At 39.9% G+C, this 18,547-nt stretch carries 18 protein-coding genes; 12 read left to right on the top strand and 6 right to left on the bottom strand.

Features of this window, described 5'->3' with window-relative positions; genetic code table 11:
* Nucleotides 1-23 precede the first annotated feature (23 nt).
* The 4 genes from EZ444_RS23320 (at nucleotide 24) to rpmA (ending at nucleotide 2,815) form a co-directional block, all read left to right on the top strand.
* The gene (locus tag EZ444_RS23320) at nucleotides 24-1,409 is read left to right on the top strand and encodes a dicarboxylate/amino acid:cation symporter (RefSeq protein ID WP_131611895.1); all 1,386 of its coding nucleotides are present in this window, start codon (nucleotides 24-26) and stop codon (nucleotides 1,407-1,409) included.
* 44 nt (nucleotides 1,410-1,453) lie between these two features.
* Nucleotides 1,454-1,978, top strand: a complete 525-nt coding sequence (locus EZ444_RS23315; protein WP_131611893.1) for a hypothetical protein — start codon at nucleotides 1,454-1,456, stop codon at nucleotides 1,976-1,978.
* Nucleotides 1,979-2,060: 82 nt separating this feature from the next.
* Nucleotides 2,061-2,372 carry a 50S ribosomal protein L21 gene (gene rplU, locus EZ444_RS23310; protein ID WP_090780463.1) on the top strand — a complete coding sequence of 104 codons (312 nt, stop codon included), beginning with the start codon at nucleotides 2,061-2,063 and terminating at the stop codon, nucleotides 2,370-2,372.
* A gap of 56 nt (nucleotides 2,373-2,428) precedes the next feature.
* Complete coding sequence (gene rpmA / locus EZ444_RS23305; RefSeq protein WP_131611891.1) at nucleotides 2,429-2,815, top strand: 50S ribosomal protein L27; 387 nt, start codon at nucleotides 2,429-2,431, stop codon at nucleotides 2,813-2,815.
* Between the two features lie 197 nt (nucleotides 2,816-3,012).
* Here rpmA and EZ444_RS23300 read toward each other — a convergent pair whose 3' ends face one another.
* The gene (locus tag EZ444_RS23300; RefSeq protein WP_131611889.1) at nucleotides 3,013-3,381 is read right to left on the bottom strand and encodes a helix-turn-helix domain-containing protein; all 369 of its coding nucleotides are present in this window, start codon (nucleotides 3,379-3,381) and stop codon (nucleotides 3,013-3,015) included.
* Nucleotides 3,382-3,588: 207 nt separating this feature from the next.
* Here EZ444_RS23300 and EZ444_RS23295 point away from each other — a divergent pair, with 207 nt between their 5' ends.
* Nucleotides 3,589-4,551 carry a response regulator gene (locus EZ444_RS23295; RefSeq protein ID WP_131611887.1) on the top strand — a complete coding sequence of 321 codons (963 nt, stop codon included), beginning with the start codon at nucleotides 3,589-3,591 and terminating at the stop codon, nucleotides 4,549-4,551.
* Nucleotides 4,552-4,554: 3 nt separating this feature from the next.
* Here EZ444_RS23295 and EZ444_RS23290 read toward each other — a convergent pair whose 3' ends face one another.
* The gene (locus tag EZ444_RS23290) at nucleotides 4,555-5,523 is read right to left on the bottom strand and encodes a polyprenyl synthetase family protein (RefSeq protein ID WP_131611885.1); all 969 of its coding nucleotides are present in this window, start codon (nucleotides 5,521-5,523) and stop codon (nucleotides 4,555-4,557) included.
* 31 nt (nucleotides 5,524-5,554) lie between these two features.
* Nucleotides 5,555-7,687 carry a ribonuclease R gene (gene rnr, locus EZ444_RS23285; protein ID WP_131611883.1) on the bottom strand — a complete coding sequence of 711 codons (2,133 nt, stop codon included), beginning with the start codon at nucleotides 7,685-7,687 and terminating at the stop codon, nucleotides 5,555-5,557.
* Nucleotides 7,688-7,788: 101 nt separating this feature from the next.
* On the opposite strand from rnr, the gene EZ444_RS23280 reads away from it, so the two are divergent.
* Nucleotides 7,789-8,667 (top strand): mechanosensitive ion channel family protein, encoded by an 879-nt coding sequence (locus tag EZ444_RS23280; protein WP_131611881.1) that lies wholly within the window; start codon nucleotides 7,789-7,791, stop codon nucleotides 8,665-8,667.
* Here the strand turns inward: EZ444_RS23280 and EZ444_RS23275 are convergent.
* Nucleotides 8,664-10,364 carry an ABC transporter ATP-binding protein gene (locus tag EZ444_RS23275; RefSeq protein WP_131611879.1) on the bottom strand — a complete coding sequence of 567 codons (1,701 nt, stop codon included), beginning with the start codon at nucleotides 10,362-10,364 and terminating at the stop codon, nucleotides 8,664-8,666. The genes EZ444_RS23280 and EZ444_RS23275 overlap by 4 nt on opposite strands.
* 87 nt (nucleotides 10,365-10,451) lie before the next feature.
* Between EZ444_RS23275 and EZ444_RS23270 the strand changes: the two genes are divergently transcribed.
* Nucleotides 10,452-11,762, top strand: a complete 1,311-nt coding sequence (locus tag EZ444_RS23270) for a nicotinamide mononucleotide adenylyltransferase (protein ID WP_131611877.1) — start codon at nucleotides 10,452-10,454, stop codon at nucleotides 11,760-11,762.
* Here the strand turns inward: EZ444_RS23270 and EZ444_RS23265 are convergent.
* Nucleotides 11,759-12,202 (bottom strand): GNAT family N-acetyltransferase, encoded by a 444-nt coding sequence (locus EZ444_RS23265; protein ID WP_131611875.1) that lies wholly within the window; start codon nucleotides 12,200-12,202, stop codon nucleotides 11,759-11,761. The two genes, EZ444_RS23270 and EZ444_RS23265, sit on opposite strands and share 4 nt — an antisense overlap.
* The gene (locus EZ444_RS23260) at nucleotides 12,202-12,693 is read right to left on the bottom strand and encodes a YajQ family cyclic di-GMP-binding protein (protein ID WP_090780478.1); all 492 of its coding nucleotides are present in this window, start codon (nucleotides 12,691-12,693) and stop codon (nucleotides 12,202-12,204) included. Before EZ444_RS23260 ends, EZ444_RS23265 begins: the two co-directional genes overlap by 1 nt.
* Nucleotides 12,694-12,791: 98 nt before the next feature.
* Between EZ444_RS23260 and EZ444_RS23255 the strand changes: the two genes are divergently transcribed.
* From EZ444_RS23255 to EZ444_RS23235, 5 genes are all read left to right on the top strand, one after another.
* Nucleotides 12,792-13,550: a histone gene (locus EZ444_RS23255; protein ID WP_131611873.1), complete on the top strand. Its 759-nt coding sequence runs from the start codon at nucleotides 12,792-12,794 to the stop codon at nucleotides 13,548-13,550.
* A gap of 112 nt (nucleotides 13,551-13,662) precedes the next feature.
* On the top strand, nucleotides 13,663-15,720 hold the full coding sequence (gene ppk1 / locus EZ444_RS23250) for a polyphosphate kinase 1 (RefSeq protein ID WP_131611872.1): 2,058 nt from the start codon (nucleotides 13,663-13,665) through the stop codon (nucleotides 15,718-15,720).
* Nucleotides 15,721-15,725: 5 nt separating this feature from the next.
* The gene (locus EZ444_RS23245; protein WP_131611870.1) at nucleotides 15,726-16,607 is read left to right on the top strand and encodes a Ppx/GppA phosphatase family protein; all 882 of its coding nucleotides are present in this window, start codon (nucleotides 15,726-15,728) and stop codon (nucleotides 16,605-16,607) included.
* A gap of 69 nt (nucleotides 16,608-16,676) precedes the next feature.
* Nucleotides 16,677-17,246 (top strand): RNA polymerase sigma factor, encoded by a 570-nt coding sequence (locus tag EZ444_RS23240; protein ID WP_090780486.1) that lies wholly within the window; start codon nucleotides 16,677-16,679, stop codon nucleotides 17,244-17,246.
* A gap of 68 nt (nucleotides 17,247-17,314) precedes the next feature.
* Entirely contained in the window at nucleotides 17,315-18,505 is a 1,191-nt protein-coding gene (locus tag EZ444_RS23235; protein ID WP_131611868.1) for a FecR family protein, read from the top strand.
* Nucleotides 18,506-18,547: the final 42 nt, after the last annotated feature.

Here is an 18,547-nt window from a genome sequence, read left to right as displayed (position 1 = left end):
TAAAAACCATTAAAATAAGATAGATGTCGAAAAAAAACAGGTTAACCTTTTTTATCTTTCTGGCCCTGGTTCTGGGGATAGCATTAGGATATTATCTAAATGTAAAAACATTTAGTATTTATAATGAGAAAATCGCCCAGGCGGATACCAGGGTAAAAGAGCTGGATGCACAGATTCTAAAAATTCAAGATACCACAGCTGTTTCTTATATAGCGCTAAAAGCAGAAAAGAAAGCAACGGAGAAATCACGTCATGAAACTGAAGTGATCCGCGAAAAAAAGCTAGAACCTTTAACCTTATTGAGTGACATCTTTCTTCGTCTGATTAAAATGATTGTAGCCCCCCTGGTGTTTAGTACGCTTGTAGTTGGTGTGGCAAAAGTGGGCGACGTTAAAGCGGTGGGTAGGATAGGTGGTAAAACCATGCTTTGGTTTTTAAGTGCCTCTCTATTGTCGCTGGTACTAGGTCTCATCATGGTTAATATTTTCAAACCAGGCTTAGCCATGAACTTGCCTTTGCCTCCGAGCAACATTGACACAGGTATCCATAAAGTATCACTTTCTCTTAAGGAGTTCATTTCCCACATTGTGCCAAAAAGTATGGCCGAGGCGATGGCCACCAATGAGATCCTTCAAATTGTTGTTTTCTCCTTGTTTTTCGGTGTAGCTACAGCTGCCATTGGCGAAAAAGGGAAGATCATCATCAGTTTCTTTGATTCAGTGGCTCATGTGATTTTAAAAGTAACCGGATATGTCATGAATTTTGCGCCCTTTGCTGTATTTGGAGCGATGGGTGCCATTGTAGCCAAACAGGGACTGAGTGTATTGTCAACCTATGCTTTATTCATTGGGGAGTTTTATTCTACCATGTTGCTGCTATGGATTATTCTGATTGCTATTGGTTTTATGATTTTGAAATCAAGAGTATTCAACCTGATGAGCAGAATGAAAGAGCCGGTAATTTTGGCTTTTAGTACGGCGAGTAGTGAAGCCGCTTATCCTAAAACTATGTTGCAGCTGGAGCGCTTCGGTTGTAAAGATAAGATCGTTAGTTTTGTACTGCCTTTGGGATATTCCTTTAACCTTGACGGTTCCATGTTGTACATGACCTTCGCCTCTTTGTTTATCGCACAGTCGTATGGCATTCACTTGTCTTTCGAGCAACAGGTTACCATGCTATTGATCCTGATGTTGACCAGTAAAGGGATTGCAGGTGTGCCAAGAGCTTCTCTGGTTGTTATTGCGGGTACTATAGCTACTTTCAATATTCCTGAGGCAGGTTTAGCCTTATTGATTGGTATTGATCCATTATTGGATATGGGTAGATCTGCAACTAACGTAATCGGAAATAGCTTAGCTACGGCAGTGGTGAGTAAATGGGAAGGTGAGCTTACAGGGCCGCAGGATTAAACGCATTTAAGAGAAAAATTTCAAATAAATAATAATAAAATAGAATGAGTGATAAAGGAAAAAAAATATTTTTAGCCTTAACTATCGTGGTTCCTTTTCTGATCTATTGTGTGGTTTATTACACGCCAATGTTCAAGAATGCACCATTTAAGCTAAAAGAATTTGAGTCCATCGATTTAAAGTGGGGTATGGGGAATAATCTGGAGAATTCGTACAACTCGGCTACGGGCGACTATCAGTATGTAAACGGTCAGGATTCTTTGATTAAAACGAATGTGAAATTAAGAAAGGATGATATTCTGTATCTGCATTCAAAAGCGAGCGAATTGGGCTTCTGGAATTTCCCTGATGTGCTGGCCAATCGCGGAACCAACGTAGATTCTTCGAAGGTACTTCGCTATGTGATCCAGTTTAATTACAAAAAGAAGTCTAAAACAGTAATTTACCTAACTGATTACAACGAAATACCAAAGCTTAAAGGGCTTGCAGAGCAGATGAAAACCCTTTTGCAGCAGAGTATTAACGATGCAGAAGAGCGGTATGGAAAACAAGCTGGATCAAAAAACTAAATCATTTGTGTATTTAGAAAATAAAGTTCTATATTTGCACCTCGATAAAAATAAACAATTTAAAAATAATAACTAATTAACAATGTACGCAATAGTAAATATAGCAGGACAGCAATTCAAAGTTGCAAAAGACCAGCACCTTTTTGTACACCGTTTGCAAGGAGATGAAGGCGCTAGTATTGAATTTGACAATGTATTGTTGGTTGAAGATGGTGGTAAAATCTCTGTAGGAGCTCCTACATTGAAAGGTGCATCGGTTTCAGCTAAAATCGTGTCTCATTTAAAAGGTGATAAAGTAATCGTTTTCAAAAAGAAACGTAGAAAAGGATACAAAAAGAAAAACGGACACCGTCAGTATTTCACCAAGATCCAGATCTCTGGTATCAATTTATAATTATTGTTGAACAAAAAATACCGTTCATTTCGGTAGTTAATAAAATATAAAACAAGATGGCACATAAAAAAGGAGCCGGTAGTTCCAGGAACGGACGTGAATCGCATAGTAAACGCCTTGGTATTAAGATCTTTGGTGGACAGGCTGCAATCTCTGGAAACATCATAGTACGCCAACGCGGTACAAAACATCATCCTGATAAAGGAGTAGGTATTGGAAAAGACCATACTTTATTCGCTTTAGTTGATGGTACTGTGGTTTTCAAAAAGAAACAAGATAACAAATCATATGTTTCTATTCTTCCTTTCCCAGTAGTACTTACTGAAGAAGAAGTAGTAGCACCTGCAAAAGCTGTTAAAGCTGATGCTCCAGCTGTAGAAGAAAAAGCACCTGCTAAAAAAGCCCCTGCTAAGAAAGCAGCTAAAGCTGAAACAGCAGAGTAATTAAAATATACGCTATAAAAAAAAGGGCTGATCATTTGATCAGCCCTTTTTTTTATTGGTTTAGTTTAGTGTAATTTCGATTTATGCGTATCGTCATCCTGAATTTATTTCAGGATCTCGCACCTGCTTTGCCGTCTTTCTCTTTCGGGGTCCTGAAATAAATTCAGGATGACGAACGCCTTATGATAAACTCTTTTTTAATGTAATTTCGATTTATATTTCTTAGCCCTAATATGGTTCAACTCATGCTCCAGCTTTTTTAATGAATTTGTAAAGCTCTTAAATGCGTTTTCCAGATCGCTTAAAATTAAGCTAATCTTCGCTGGGGCTTCAGGCGTCTGTTCTGCACTGTCGCCGTGTAACAACCAATCGTAAGTTTTACTGTAGTACCTTGCTATTTCATGCAAGGTATTGAAAGAGGGGTACTGGTTACCAAGTTCTATCTGCGAATAGTTACTCCTCGACAAGCTCAATATATTAGCTATAAATGCCTGTGAGAGGCCGCTATTCACTCGTAATTCTTTTATACGTTCTCCGATCTCTTTCTTGGATAGAATTTCTTGCATAATTAATAATTATTTCGTTGATTTGTCCTCATTGGGATGATTAATTGCTTGAAAAACAAGACAATTTTAGCTCCATAAAATTTAATAGGGTGTCAATTTACTTAAGGGGATGAACAGGGTTGATGCTAAAAACAATGCGATTTAGTCGGGTTAGGATATACCTATGTCGGCCAAATATGCCTTATAGCGCTTAAAACAAGTTAAACAATGCCACATAGAAACAATTGCGAAGGGGCCTCAGGTTCATTTTTTTTGATCAATAAAAAGTATGAGCTCTCATTTTTTAAGATCAATTCATTAAGCGACCTGGGTAGTTTTTTTGAGAAAAATCCCGTAGTTGGGGAGTCAATTGTGGAAATCATTGCACAGAAATATAAAAAAAACTTTGGCCGTTTATTGGCAAGAAGCTTCGATGGCCATTGTTTTAGTATAGAACAACGCCTCTCCGTATTCAAATCCACAGACCTTGTCTTTCATATCGTTTTTACGCCCTTAACGATCAATGGCGTAACAGACGGGGTAGTTTGCAGCATCATGGATGTAAGTAGCGCTAAAGGGCTAGTTAGCATGATTAGGGAGTATTCGCACATGGCCTCTCATCAGTTACGGGCGCCCATTACCAATATCTTAAGTCTTTCTACTATAACTAATTATAGCCAGTTGGAGAGCTACGATGTGCTCAAAATTACACAGCTGCTTGGTGATATCAATACCCAGGCGGTAAAGCTGGATGAGATTATTAAAATGCTAAACGAAGTACTCAATAAGCGCGAGAACGTTGCACTCTTTGATAAATTTGGTGCCAAATCTGCGCATCAGCATATTGTGTTGGTCGATGACGATGTGATCACCAATAAAATGCACAAGATGTTGATCCGAAAGCATCCGAGCGAAAAGAGGATCGTCGTATTTGACAATCCCCAAAAGGCATTGATTTATATTCAAGAGCATGCACCAGATCTTATTTTATTAGATCTGCATATGCCCAATATTGATGGCTGGAGGTTTCTGGAAATGATGGAAGAACTCGATATTTTCATTGATGTGGTTATCGTATCCTCCTCAATTGATCCAAGCGAACATTCTAAAGCGAAATCATTCCTATGTGTGAAGGATTTTTATACCAAACCTTTAACCATAGAGAAAGTGAATCAATTACTCGATTATTAAGCCCTAATACTCCCTGTTCATTAACAGAGCAGCCAATTTAAACAACTCCGTCTTACGCTCCTCATCAACTTTTAAAGAGGTTAACGCGCTAAAAGCATTGTCAGAGTAATTTCTCATCTCCACATTTGCCAGCTCTCTGATGTTGTAATCATCATAAAGCGCAGTCGTGTTTCTAATTTTATCTGTATGATCTTTGTTAATGCTTTGCTGCTCCAACTCCATTAAATCACTTTCATTAGCCAGTTCTTTTAATTTGAGCAGCAATAAGGTCTTTTTATTGGCAATGATATCGCCGCCTACCTGTTTCCCAAACTTCTCCGGGTCGCCGTACACATCTAAAATATCATCCTGCAATTGGAAAGCTATACCCAGGTTTTCGCCAAACTCATACATCTGCTCGGCATCAGTCACACTGGCTCCGGCCACTTGTGCGCCTAGCTTCATGGCACCCCCTAAAAGAACAGCTGTCTTTAGGCGAATCATGTTAATATAGTCGGTAATGCTTACTACTTGTTGCTCTTCAAACTCCATATCCAATTGCTGACCTTCACACACACCTTGAGCAGTAGTGTTAAAAGTGTTCAGCGCGTCTTTTAAAACCGTACTGTTCAGCATAGATAATTGTTTATTGGCTTCTACCATCATCACATCGCCACTTAAAATGGCATTGTTTACACCCCATTTCTCATGCACCGTTTGTTTACCCCGTCTTAGTGGCGCATTGTCCATAATGTCATCATGGATCAAGGTAAAATTATGAAAGGTCTCAATAGCCAATGCGGCAGGCATTGCAGTCTGTATATCCCCATTAAACAAATCTGCAGCCATCAAAGTCAATACAGGTCTTATTCTTTTGCCCCCTAAGCTCATAATGTAACGTATGGGCTCATAAAGTCTTTCAGGATGTGCAGGATAATTAATGTTTCGAACAGCGTTTTCTATAACTTCTTGTAATTGATTAGGAGTATACATTTTTTGCAAAGGAATTTACCGGAATCTTATTTTATTGTTGAATTAATGAGAAATCTATCTGACGTTTAGATAAGTCTACTTTTTTTACTTTTACCATCACCTCATCGCCCAACTGGTATTTTTTATGTTTACGCTGACCAACAATACAATAGTTTTTTTCGTCTAGCACATAAAAATCATCGGTAATGTCACGCAGTCGGATCATGCCCTCACATTTGTTTGCGGTGAGCTCTACATACATTCCCCATTCTGTAACACCCGATATGATGCCAGCAAAGAGATTGCCTACATTTTCTTCCAGGTATTCAGCTTGTTTGTATTTGATGGATGCACGCTCAGCATCAGCCGCACGTTTTTCCATGGCCGATGAATGCGATGCTGCAACTTCATATTCTTCCTCATTAGCCGATTTCTCATTGTTTAAATAAGCAGCAAGCAGTCGGTGTACCATCACATCGGGGTAACGACGGATAGGAGAGGTGAAGTGGGTATAATGGTCAAATGCCAATCCGTAATGACTGGTTTTTTTAGTCGTATAAATGGCTTTTGCCATCGATCTAATGGCCAGCTGTGTCAACACGTTTTGTTCTTTTTTGCCTTCCACATCTTCCATCAGGTAATTTAAAGATTTTGCAATCTCCTTATCCGATTTCGTATTGATTTTATACCCAAAGCGGGCGGCAAATAAAGCAAAAGTGTTCAGGTTTTCCAGGTTTGGCGAATCGTGAGAACGGTATACAAAAGTATATTTCTCTTTGCCTTTTCCTTTTTTAGCGATAAATTCAGCCACCTTCTTATTGGCCAATAGCATAAAGTCTTCTATCAGCTTATGGGCATCCTTACGTTCTTTTACGTAAACCCCAATTGGCTTACCATTTTCATCCAGATGAAACTTTACTTCAGTACTTTCAAAGCTGATGGCACCGTTTTTAAACTTTTTGTCGCGTAATATATAGGCCAGTTCATTTAGCTTGAGGATTTCAGCAGCATAATCACCTGCTTTATTTTCAATTACTTCCTGCGCTTCTTCATAGCTAAAACGTCTGTCCGAGTGGATCACCGTACGTCCAAACCATTCTGTAATGATATCGGCTTTATCGTTCAGTTCAAATACAGCTGCAAAACAAAGTTTATCTTCATTTGGGCGAAGCGAGCAAACACCGTTGCTCAAACGCTCAGGTAACATCGGGATCACGCGATCAACCAGGTATACCGAAGTTGCCCTCGAGTAGGCTTCTTTATCCAGGTAGCTATTGGGTTGTACATAATGCGAAACATCAGCAATGTGTACCCCGATCTCATAATTGCCGTTCTCTAATGTTTTAAAAGAAATAGCGTCATCAAAATCTTTGGCATCAGCAGGATCAATGGTAAACGTAACCGTATCTCTAAAGTCCTTGCGGCCTTTTATTTCAGCGTCAGATACCTGCTCTGGGATGGAATTTGCTTCGTTTTCTACCTCAGCAGGGAAACTTAGCGGAAAGCCATACTGTGCAAGGATGGCGTTCATCTCGGTATTATTCTCACCCTGAGTACCTAAAATGTTGATGATGCGGCCAATTGGGTTTTTAGCTCCTTCAGGCCATTCCGTAATGGTTACCTGTACTTTTTGTCCATTTGTAGCGCCGTTGATGTCGCTCAAAGGAACAAAAATGTCATGCAGCATTTTACGGTCGTCGATATTTACGAAAGCGTAACGGTCAGAAATTCTGATCACACCAATAAAATCGGTCTTCGCACGCGTAATGATTTCTACAACTTCACCTTCATTCTTGCGCCCACTCTTTTTGGCGTATATATATACTTTTACCTTATCGCCATGTAGTGCATTGTGCAGCTTTCTGGCGGATACAAAAATGTCTTTTTCAAACTCATCATCAGGAATCACAAATGCAGAACCATCCGCGGTCATATCGACCTTTCCAGTCAAGAATGTTTTCAGGTCTTTTAACTTGAATTTTCCTTTCTCAGGTTCCAAAAATACGCCCTTTTTTGACTGCTCTTTTAGTACGTCCAGTATGGTGTCCCGGGATGCCGCATCCGTAATATTTAATTTAGCCGAAATCTGCTTATAATTCAGGGCTTCGTTGTTGCTCTTTTCCAGCACATCGCTAATCAATTGGATTAAAACGAGTTCCAGATGAGACGATTTCTTTTTTGCCATAGTCTATGTATGAATCACCCGAAGGTAACAATTTGAACCGAGTATTGTTGGATTTTGTATCTTTGATTACACGCAGATTGCCGAACTTAAAACGATTTAAAATGATTGAAGACAGAGAACGAAAAACAGGGAAAGAGCTTTTTATGCTTGGGATCAAAGCAGTTGTTTGTTTATTTCTGGTCTATTTGTTTGTCAATAAACCCATTTTATTTAGCCAATACCCGCGTATAGAGAAGCTTGCAGGTGCAGTAGTGGTCTTCCTTGGTCCCAGTTTGGTAGTTTCTGTTTTGCGATTGATCATCATTTACTGGTATATCCGTAAACATCGTTTTAAAAGCAATATCAAGGATAACTTCATTCTTGGTATCAACCGGATTACCTCTATTCTCAACGTGGTGTTTTTTGGCCTTGCTGTTGTGTCTTTGTTAGAAGTAAAGCTGGTTGATCTTGTTTTTAGCGTATCCATCGTTGCGGCGGCCGTAGCTTTAACCTTTAAAGACTATGTAACCAATATGATCAACGGTTTAATCATCATGTTCTCAGATCGTTTATCCCTTGGAGATCACATCAAAATGGGGGAGCATGAAGGGAAAATTCTCGACATTACCTTGATCAATATGATCCTGCAAAATGAAGACAGTGATATGGTGATCATTCCCAATTCTGTAGTATTCAGCTCTGTCATCATCAATCAGTCTAAACAGAACATTAAAAAGCTAAGTATTGAGTTCGATATGTCCATTGCCAATGGGTATACCCCAGAGTATATAGAGAACCATCTGAACAAAATTATCGAGCCCTATTCTGAGAATGTGGTAGAGGGTGGGTTGACGGTTAAAACGATCTCCATTAATAAAGATGTGGTGATATTTAAGGCGATGATCTTATTAAAAAGATACGATAAAATTAAAGAAAGAGAGATCAGAAGAGCCGTGAATACTGGTTTAATCCGACTTTCAGCTACGCTTATAAAAGATTAGCCTGGTATTGCTGCAATCAGTTTCTTGGTGTACTCCGCTTGCGGGTTGTTGTAAATATCTTCCGGGAAACCTTGCTCTTCAATTTTACCTTTATTCATCACAATCATGCGGTCCGACAAGTGTTTTACCACTGCCAGATCATGAGAAATGAATATATAAGTTAGTCCAAATTCCTGCTGTAGTTCGCGCAGCAAATTCAATACCTGAGCCTGAACCGATACATCCAGCGCCGATACAGATTCATCACAAATGATGAATTTCGGCTGTAAAGCCAAGGCTCTGGCGATCACAATCCGCTGCCTTTGTCCACCAGAAAACTCGTGCGGATACCTGTTAAAATGCTCAGGTTTTAAATCTACCCGGTTCAATAAATTCATCACATGCGCCTTACGTTGCTCATCATTATCGAACATTTTATGTACTTGCAAAGGCTCCATCAAGGCATTGCCCACTGTTAAACGTGGGTTTAACGAAGAGTAGGGGTCTTGAAAGATAATCTGCACATCCCGTCTCATTTTTCTCAGCTCCGCTGTTTTCAGCGAAGTAATATCGCTTCCATCAAATAGAATGCTACCCGATGTTGGTTCGACTAAGCGAATGATGCTCCGCCCTAAAGTCGTCTTTCCACATCCCGATTCGCCTACCAGCCCCAGCGTTTCGCCCGGAAACACGTCAAAAGTGATATCATCTACCGCTTTAACGTAGTCCTTTGCCTTACCAAACAAACCTTTACTGATGGGATACCAGGTGCATAGCTGTTTTACTTGCAGCAAAGGAGCTGTGCTGTACAGCTTTTCCCTGCGTGCAGCAATTTCCTCAGGGGTATAGCTATTTATCTCCAACAGGTGGGCGATAGCCATATCCTTGTTCTCATTTAAAAAATCAGCCACTACAGGCAGTTTTTTCAATAATCGCTGTGGACTAGGTCTGCAAGCCAGCAAGCCTTTAGTATAAGGATGTTTCGGTGTTTCAAATAAGACTTTTGCCGGGCCTTGTTCTACAATTTCTCCTTTGTACATCACGGCCACTTCATCGGCAATCTCCCTTACTACTGCTAAGTCGTGGGATATAAAAATCATGGCCATGCCACGCTCGGTTTTTAGCTTTAATAACAGCTCCAGTATTGTTTTTTGTACCGTTACATCTAATGCCGTGGTAGGCTCGTCAGCAATCAACAATTCCGGGTTACAGCTCAAAGCCATGGCAATCATTACCCGTTGTTTTTGTCCGCCCGACAACTGGTGTGGGTAACTGTCAAAAATATTCTCGGGACGAGGCAATTGCACTTCCTTAAACAAAGCGATGGTTTGTGCCTTGGCTGTATGTTTATCTACTTTTTGGTGCAGCATAATGGCCTCTTTAACCTGGTAACCACAAGTAAATACCGGGTTAAGCGAAGTCATGGGTTCCTGAAATATCATGGCGATTTTGTGTCCGCGATATTTCCTGATTTCCTCGGACGATAAATTGAGGAGGTTGATTTGTTGAAAATCAATTTCACCACCAATTTTGGTGCTTTGCGGATCGTGCAAGCGCATAATAGAAAACGAAGTCACAGATTTTCCGGAGCCTGATTCACCAACAATGCCCAATACTTTTCCCTTTTCAATACTGAAACTGACATCGTTAACTGCTTTAAGCCAGGTGTTGTCTTCCTTATTGAGGAATTGTATGTCGAGATTTTTAACGTTTAGCATTATTAAGATACGATCTTGATAAGAGAAAATTGAGATCAAGGTAGTTATTTTATCGTCCAAATTCGGCAGTTTGCTTAATTTTGCGCTATGGAAAGAGAAATCCTTGATACTAAGCGTAAAGCTTTAAAGATTAACTTAAACCCTAAAATTTACGGGACTTTCGCTGAGATTGGGGCAGGACAAGAAGTAGCTCGTAACTTTTTTACCGCAGGTGCTGCTTCTGGTACAGTTGCCAAAACCATGTCTGCTTACGACATGACTTTTAGTGATGCAATTTATGGGGTAGAAGAGTCTGGCAGGTACGTAAGTCAGTCGAGGTTATTAAAGATGCTCAACCACGAGTTTAGCTTGTTAACGGAGCGTTTAAGTGGCGAAAAATACGACGACCGTACTTTCTTCGCTTTTGCAGATACGGTTACTACACTAAACTATAATAAGTCTAACGATCCGCATGGCTGGATTGGCATACGTTTTCAGGCCGAACCTGATGGCGAACCTAATGAAATATTCTTTCATGTTCGTTTACTCGATACTGATGCTGCATTACAGCAAAATGTTTTGGGTATCATCGGGGTTAACCTGGTGTATGCTGCATTTTATTACATGAACGACCATAAGGCGATGATTGAATCGCTGGCCGACAATTTAACTGTTGGTTCTGTAGAGATTGATTTGATTTCTGTAAATGGTTCTGCGTTTCAGGGTGTAGACAATATCTTGTTAAATTTATACCTGATTGTAAAAGACTTTTCGGATGCTGCCATCTTTGATGCACAAGGCAGTCCATGTTTACCAAAAGATTTATTGTACAAAAAGGACATCATGATTTTGCGTACTAAGTATGAACAGAAATCTAATCCTAACTTTAGTATGTTAAATAAAGCTGTTGATCAGTTTGTAAGAACAGAACATGTAAAGGAAGAAAACCTGAGTGTATTGATTGAGGTATTGATGTCTAATGTTTTATCAGCAGATGATGTAGCCCCTGAGATCGACCTTATAGCTGTTGCAAAAAGGGCCGAGGAGATGTGTAAAACAGGTAATAGAGTAATTGTATCCAATTTTACACGTCACAATAAATTGGCTAAATATCTGGATCGTTGTCGCCCTAAAAGCGTGGGGATATCCACCAACATCAACAACTTAAAGTTTGTATTCAACTCCACCAACTTCGGCGAAAATTACACCAGTCAGCTGCTCAGTTATGTGAGCGATATGTTTAGTAAAAACGTGAAGCTTTTTGCTTATCCGTACCTCGATAAAAAGACCAATCAAGTGATCACCAGCATCAATATGCCGGTAACGGCTGATGCAAAGCCATTGTTCGATTTCTTAATCATCAACGGTTACATTACGGACATTGAAGAGTACAGTGAGAGCGATGTAAAAACCGTTTAATCCTCGTTTTTATAAGGATTAGAAATTACAATAGCCATCATTCTTTCGGGATGTTCGATGGCTTTAAAACCGAACTGGGCATATAAACCATGTGCGTCTACTGTGCCCAGTACGTATCTTCTTAAACCCTGCAAGTCTTTGTGGAACATCATTAACGATAACAGCTTTTTAGAAAGCCCCTGCCCCCGGTATTTTTCCTCCACATAAACATCCGCCAGGTAACCAAAGGTAGCTTTATCGGTTACCCATCTGGCAAAGCCTACCTGTTGTTTGTCTTTATAGATACCAAAGCATAAGGAATTGTCTATAGATCGCTGTACAACTTCGAACGGAATGTCCTTTGCCCAGTACGATTGTGTACTTAAATAATGGTGAATGGCAACAACATCTATCTTTTGTTTGTCGTCAGAGAAGACAAAACCCTTATCTTCGATTTCCATTAGTTTCGCATGTTGATGAACTGCAAAGGTTGACCAAAATCTTCGCCTCTGCAAAGCGAAATTACCGCCTGTAGGTCATCAATACTTTTGCTTTGTACCCTAACCTGATCGTCCATCATCGACGGTTGTACTTTTAAGCCACTTGCTTTTATTTTAGCTACGATCTTTTTAGCTGTTTCCTTGTCAATACCCTCTTTAATGGATATTTCCTTTCTGATCATGTTGCCAGAAGCATATACTTCCTTACCAAAATCAAGACATTTCGAATCCAGATTCTGCTTCACCATACGTGAAATGATGGCATCTTGAATCGCTTTTAAACGCATATCGTCCTCAGTAACAATCGTAATTACATTGGTTTTTTTATCGTGATCAATGGTGCTTTTAGAAGTACTGAAATCATAACGGTTCAGGATTTCTTTTTTAGCATTGTTCATCGCGTTGTCAAGTGTTTGCGCGTCTACTTTGCTTACTATATCGAAAGTGGGCATGATTATTATGGCTTTAGTATAAAAAATAGATTAGATTTAGTTAATTATTTGGGCGTCAATTCTACACAACAAATATAAAACAATTAAAGTTAATGCATATGAAAACCAGTAAGTCAAAAGTGCAAAAAAAAGTGGCAAAAAAGGATGTTAAAAAACAATTCGAAAAAAGCCTGGCAGAGAAAATTCTTGAATCTGTTAAGCAGCTAGGGCATGATGCAGAGAAGATTGGGGATGACATCGCTTTAGTAAGTAAGTTTGTGGCCAAGAAACTGTCAAAAAGGTTTCAAGATGTTAAATTAGTAGTAGAGCGTAACATTGATGAAGCGAGAAAGGCCAATAAGAAAACGATCAAAAAAGCCAAAAAGAAAGCGGAAGCCATTCAAAAGGAAGTGAAGAAAGAGGTTTCTAAAGACGTTAAAAAAGCTAAAAAGGCAGTTAAAGCAGCGACAGCAGCAGTTAAGCCAGTCGTGCAAAGCGTTAAAGTTGCAGCCATTGCTACCGAAGAAAAAGCAGCAAATGCAATTGCTAAACCTATCGCAAAAGCGGTTGTAGAAGCGGTTAAATCTGCGCCAACACCAGCAGCGAAAGCTCCTGTTAAAAAAGCAAGTCCAGCAGCAAAACCTGCAGCTAAAGCGGCTCCAAAACCTGCGGCAAGTAAAGTAGCTCCAGCAGCAAGCAAAGCGGCGACAGCAAAAGCACCAGTTAAAAAGGCAGCTCCTGCAAGTAAAGCGCCTGCAGCTAAAGCTCCTGAAACCAAAGCAGCCCCAGCAGCAAATAAGCCCGCTGAACCAGCAGCTACAACTACTGCTAATGGTATTGACGCAACACCTTTAAAGACCGATTCAGAAAGCAAATAAGGATGCGTTAAGAAAAAATTGGATAATTGCTTGATAATTAACAATTACTTAACAATAGAATTCGCAGTTTTGAGCATCCCTGTTTTGAACAGGGATTTTTTTGATTTAATACATGACGAAGAAAAAGGCTCCATTTCTAAATAGAGAGATCAGTTGGTTGTACTTTAATGAACGGGTTTTACAGGAAGCCGCCGATGATACTGTTCCTTTAATAGAACGGATAAGGTTCCTATCCATTTTCTCTTCTAATCTGGAGGAGTTTTATCGGGTAAGGGTAGCCACTTTAAGTCGACTGGCCAATCTAAATGAGAAAGCCAAGGCCTTGCTGGGTTTTAACCCTAAAAAGATCTTAAATGAAATCAAAAACACCGTTGTAAAGCAAGAACGTAAGTTCGAGCAATTGTTTAGAGCTACGCTGATCAACGAACTGGCTCAAAACCGGATCTTTATATTAAATGATACCCAGCTAAACGTGGCCCGGGGCGAGTTTGTAAGAAACCATTTCAGAGACAAAATTCTGTCTAACCTGGTACCGATCATGATCGATTTGGACAGGCCTTTTCCGGAACTTAAAAACCGGTACCTATACTTTTTTGTCCGCCTTTCTAAAAATACGGCGGGTAAGAATGAAAAATATGCACTGATCGAGCTGCCGACTGATTTGCCAAGGTTCCTGGTGCTACCCGAAACCAATGGCTTAAAATTCATTATCCTTGCCGAAGACATCATTAAGTATTGCATGGACGATATCTTTTATGTTTTCAATTACGATAACATGGAAGCGTATTCCATCCAGCTGACCAGAGATGCCGAACTGGATATTGATAAAAATGTAAGCGGTAAATTCATTGAAGAACTAAAAACCAGTCTCGATAAGCGCAAAAAAGGTAAACCTATGCGTTTATTATACGATACGGAAATGCCCTTCGAGATGCTGACCGTATTGATCAATAAAATGAAAATTGAGGCCGAAAGTCTTATTCCCGGCAATCAATACCATCGGTTTGGCGATTTTATAGCGTTCCCAAATGTGGGGAGTCCCGATTTGGAATATAAACCCAATGTACCCTTAAAGGTACGTGGTCTACATCGCACCGAAAGCATCTTTAATAAACTTCAGGGTAAGGACTTTTTAATTAACCTCCCTTATCAATCCTACGATTATATCATTCTTTTCCTTCGCGAAGCTGCCATTGATCCAAAGGTTACCGAAATCAACATCACTTTGTACCGATTGGCAGAGAACTCCAGGGTAATCAATGCCCTGATCAATGCTGTTAAAAACGGGAAAAAGGTCAACTGTCTGGTCGAGTTAAAAGCCCGGTTTGATGAAAGGGCAAATATTGCCTGGACCAGCCGATTAGAAGAAGAGGGCGTAAACGTAAATTACGGACTAACCGATTATAAGGTACATTCTAAAATTTGCCTGGTCAAAAGAATGGAAAAGGGCAGAGCGGTTTATTATGCCAACCTGGCCACAGGGAATTTCAACGAAAAGACGGCCAGAATTTATTGCGATCACAGTATTTTTACGGCTAAAAAGGAAATTACTACGGACCTGGTTAAGCTCTTCAAAGCCTTAAACAACAAGACGGTCATGAAGGGATTTAAGCACCTGATTGTGTCGCCACTCGAATCCAGAGATAAGTTTTACCAATTGATAGACCGTGAAATTAAGTTTGCCAAACTCGGTAAGCCAGCCTACCTGATCTTAAAAGTAAACAGTCTGGCGGATGAAGGCATTGTTGAAAAGCTATATGAGGCCAGCAATGCCGGTGTGCTCATTAAACTCATTGTTCGAGGTATTTGCACCCTTGTTCCAGGTATTAAAGATTTTAGTGAAAACATTACGGTCATCAGTATTGTCGATAAGTTTCTGGAGCATGCCCGGGTATTTATTTATGGCAACAATGGCAAAGAGGAAATGTACCTTTCTTCGGGCGATTTAATGAGCCGCAACTTTGAGCATCGGGTAGAAGTCGGCTTTCCAGTGCTGGATAAAGATGCCAAACAAGAAATTCGGGACATCATCGAGTTTCAATTGCAAGACAATGTAAAAGCTCGGGATATTACGCGCTTAAACAACAATAAGTACCATAAAAACAATCTGAAAACAAAAATCAGGGCACAGGTACAAACCTACAATTACTTAAAAAATAAACACCAGTAAATCCAATGTTAAGATACGCTGCCATAGATATCGGTTCCAATGCGGTTAGATTGTTAATTGCTGACATCTCTCAAAATGATACCGGTTTTAGTTTCAAGAAGAACACCTTAGTTCGGGTTCCATTACGATTGGGGGATGATGCATTTTTAGATCGTCGCATTTCCGATCGTAAAGTTGAAGAGCTGTTGAAAACCATGTCGGCATTTAAAAACCTGATGGATGTATACCATGTATCCGCTTATTTAGCTTGTGCCACTTCGGCCATGCGCGAAGCAGAGAATGGTGCAGCCATCATTAAAAAGGTAAAGGAATTAACGGATGTGGATCTGGAGATTATCGAGGGACAAAGGGAGGCGAATATCATTTATGCCAATCACATCGAAGAAAACCTGGACATCAAAAAAAGTTATCTATACATCGATGTGGGTGGGGGGAGTACCGAGCTTTCTGTATTTGTAAATCGAGTGCCTATTGCTTCTAAATCCTTTGACATTGGAACGATTCGGATCCTTGATAACCAGGATAAAGATGAAACCTGGGAAGAGATGAGAAACTGGGTAAAAGAAAATACAAAATCTTTAAAAAACCTTGCCGGTATTGGTACTGGCGGCAATATCAATAAGCTTTTCCGCATGTCGGATGAGAAAGATGGGAATCCTTTAACTTTCTTAAAGCTAAAAGCGCTTTACAACCAGCTCAATTCACATTCATTGAAAGAGCGGATCAGTGTTTTTGGCTTAAATCCAGATCGGGCGGACGTAATTATACCAGCTTGCGAAATTTACATTACGCTATTGAAATGGACGGGTATCAAGCAAATCTATGTGCCTAAAGTAGGTCTTGTTGATGGAATCATCAGTTTGCTGATCGAAGAGAATCTAAGCTAAGGGCATAGATAGCGTGGATTTTGTGAGCTGTAAGTTTCGTACTTACGGAATTTATCAATATTTTAGGCCATGGAACGGCATCAGAAGAAGGTAGAAGAGCTCAACTTCGAAACACTAGAAGTGCTTTTCCGCAAGAACCACAAATTTCTTTGCATGATTGCAGTCAACCATGTAAAAGATCCTTTTATAGCTGAAGATATTGTACAGGAGTTTTTTATTAACTTCTGGGAGCGGCAGGATAAAATTAAACTTCATACCAGTTTTGAAGCCTATGCCTGCAGATCAATTAAGTATAAAAGTATTTCCTGGCTTCGCAGTCAGGAAACGGTTATTAAGCGAATCAGCGAGTACGATTATCCAAGTTACGAAGATCCTATGGAAGCCGCATTCAAGGCTGCCGATGAGGAGGGATTAGAACTTAAAATATTGAAGTTGATTGATGAATTGCCGACCGAGCGTAAGCGAATATTATTGCTGAGCACCACAGGTAATTATACCTACGCCCAAATTGCAGAGATGCTTGGCATTTCTATCAACACCGTAAAAAGCCAAATGGTAAAAGCCTATGCTTCACTTCGTTTAAAAGCTGGGCCAATACTCTTTTCAATGATTTTAAATTACTTATTGTTAGGTGTTTAGTTGATTGTTTTATTTTTTTTGATTTTCCAGTAACCCTATAAGTCATTCCTTGCGACTTATAGTTGAACATGGATAAAAACTATTTTGAAAACCAATCCCAATGGGAAAAGGTTTTGGCTATACTTAATCAGGAACAGGACCAACAGGTTGATCATACCGATCTCAGTCCAGAAGAACGTGATCTGCTTACAGAACTTCGCCAAATTAAGGCCTTAAGCGAAAGCTATACAGAAATTCATGATTTCAATACGGATGCCAAATGGCATGAACTCCGGCTACAGCTCCAACCTTCCAAAACCATTAAAAAACTATGGGATGTTACATGGATTAAATATGCGGCCGCTATTTTAATCTTTCTTAGCGCGTTGATCTATTTAAAAGTACATAGGGACAAGACCGGATTCAATACCTCAACGGCTCAGAAGGACTTTCAGCCTGGTGGAAATAAAGCCATCCTTACATTGGCCAATGGAAAAAAAATCAGTCTCACAGATGCTCAAAATGGTCAGCTGACCAAAGAATCGGATATCATCATCACCAAATCTAAAGACGGACAATTGGTTTATACCATGGCTCCTTCCGTCATTGCTAATAAAACGGCTCAAATCAATTTCAACACTATTGAAACGCCTAAAGGCGGACAATATCAAGTCAACCTGCCCGACGGCACAAAAGTCTGGCTAAATGCATCTTCTTCCTTAAAATTCCCGTCCAGCTTTGCTTCGGCCAAGGAGCGGACAGTAACCCTCAATGGGGAAGCCTACTTTGAAGTTGTACACCTTAACAACAAACCTTTCAAAGTAAAAATGAAAGGTTACGATGTCAAAGTTCTGGGCACTTCATTTAACATCTCCAATTATGAGAACGATGGCTTTATTGCGACCAGCCTCTTAACTGGAAGCGTGATGGTGGATGCTAAAAAGAACGGGGATGTCGTTCTGGTGCCCGGACAGCAGGCTTATCTGGATGCCAAAGGCGGAGGCCTACAAGTCAATACCATTGATGTAAATAACGCGGTCGCCTGGAAAAACGGTGATTTTGTGTTCGAAAAAGCACACCTCTTTTCCATCATGAAAAAGATAGAAAGATGGTATGATATCGACGTCATTTACGAAGGGAGCTTTAAAGGTTTCAATTATTCCGGACAGGTATCCAGGCAGCAAAGTTTAATTACTGTATTAGACATGTTGGCCGCTACCGGTAGGATGAAGTATAAGATCAACGTACAAAGAAAGGAGGTGATCTTGATGGAGAACTAATACAAAAATTGACCATACCTATAGATCTGAACGGTCGGCCAA

The sequence above is a fragment of the Pedobacter hiemivivus genome (assembly GCF_004331685.1).
Taxonomy (GTDB): domain Bacteria; phylum Bacteroidota; class Bacteroidia; order Sphingobacteriales; family Sphingobacteriaceae; genus Pedobacter; species Pedobacter hiemivivus.
The sequence above is the reverse complement of the archived record's forward strand: the minus strand, read 5'-3'. Positions and strand labels throughout refer to the sequence as shown.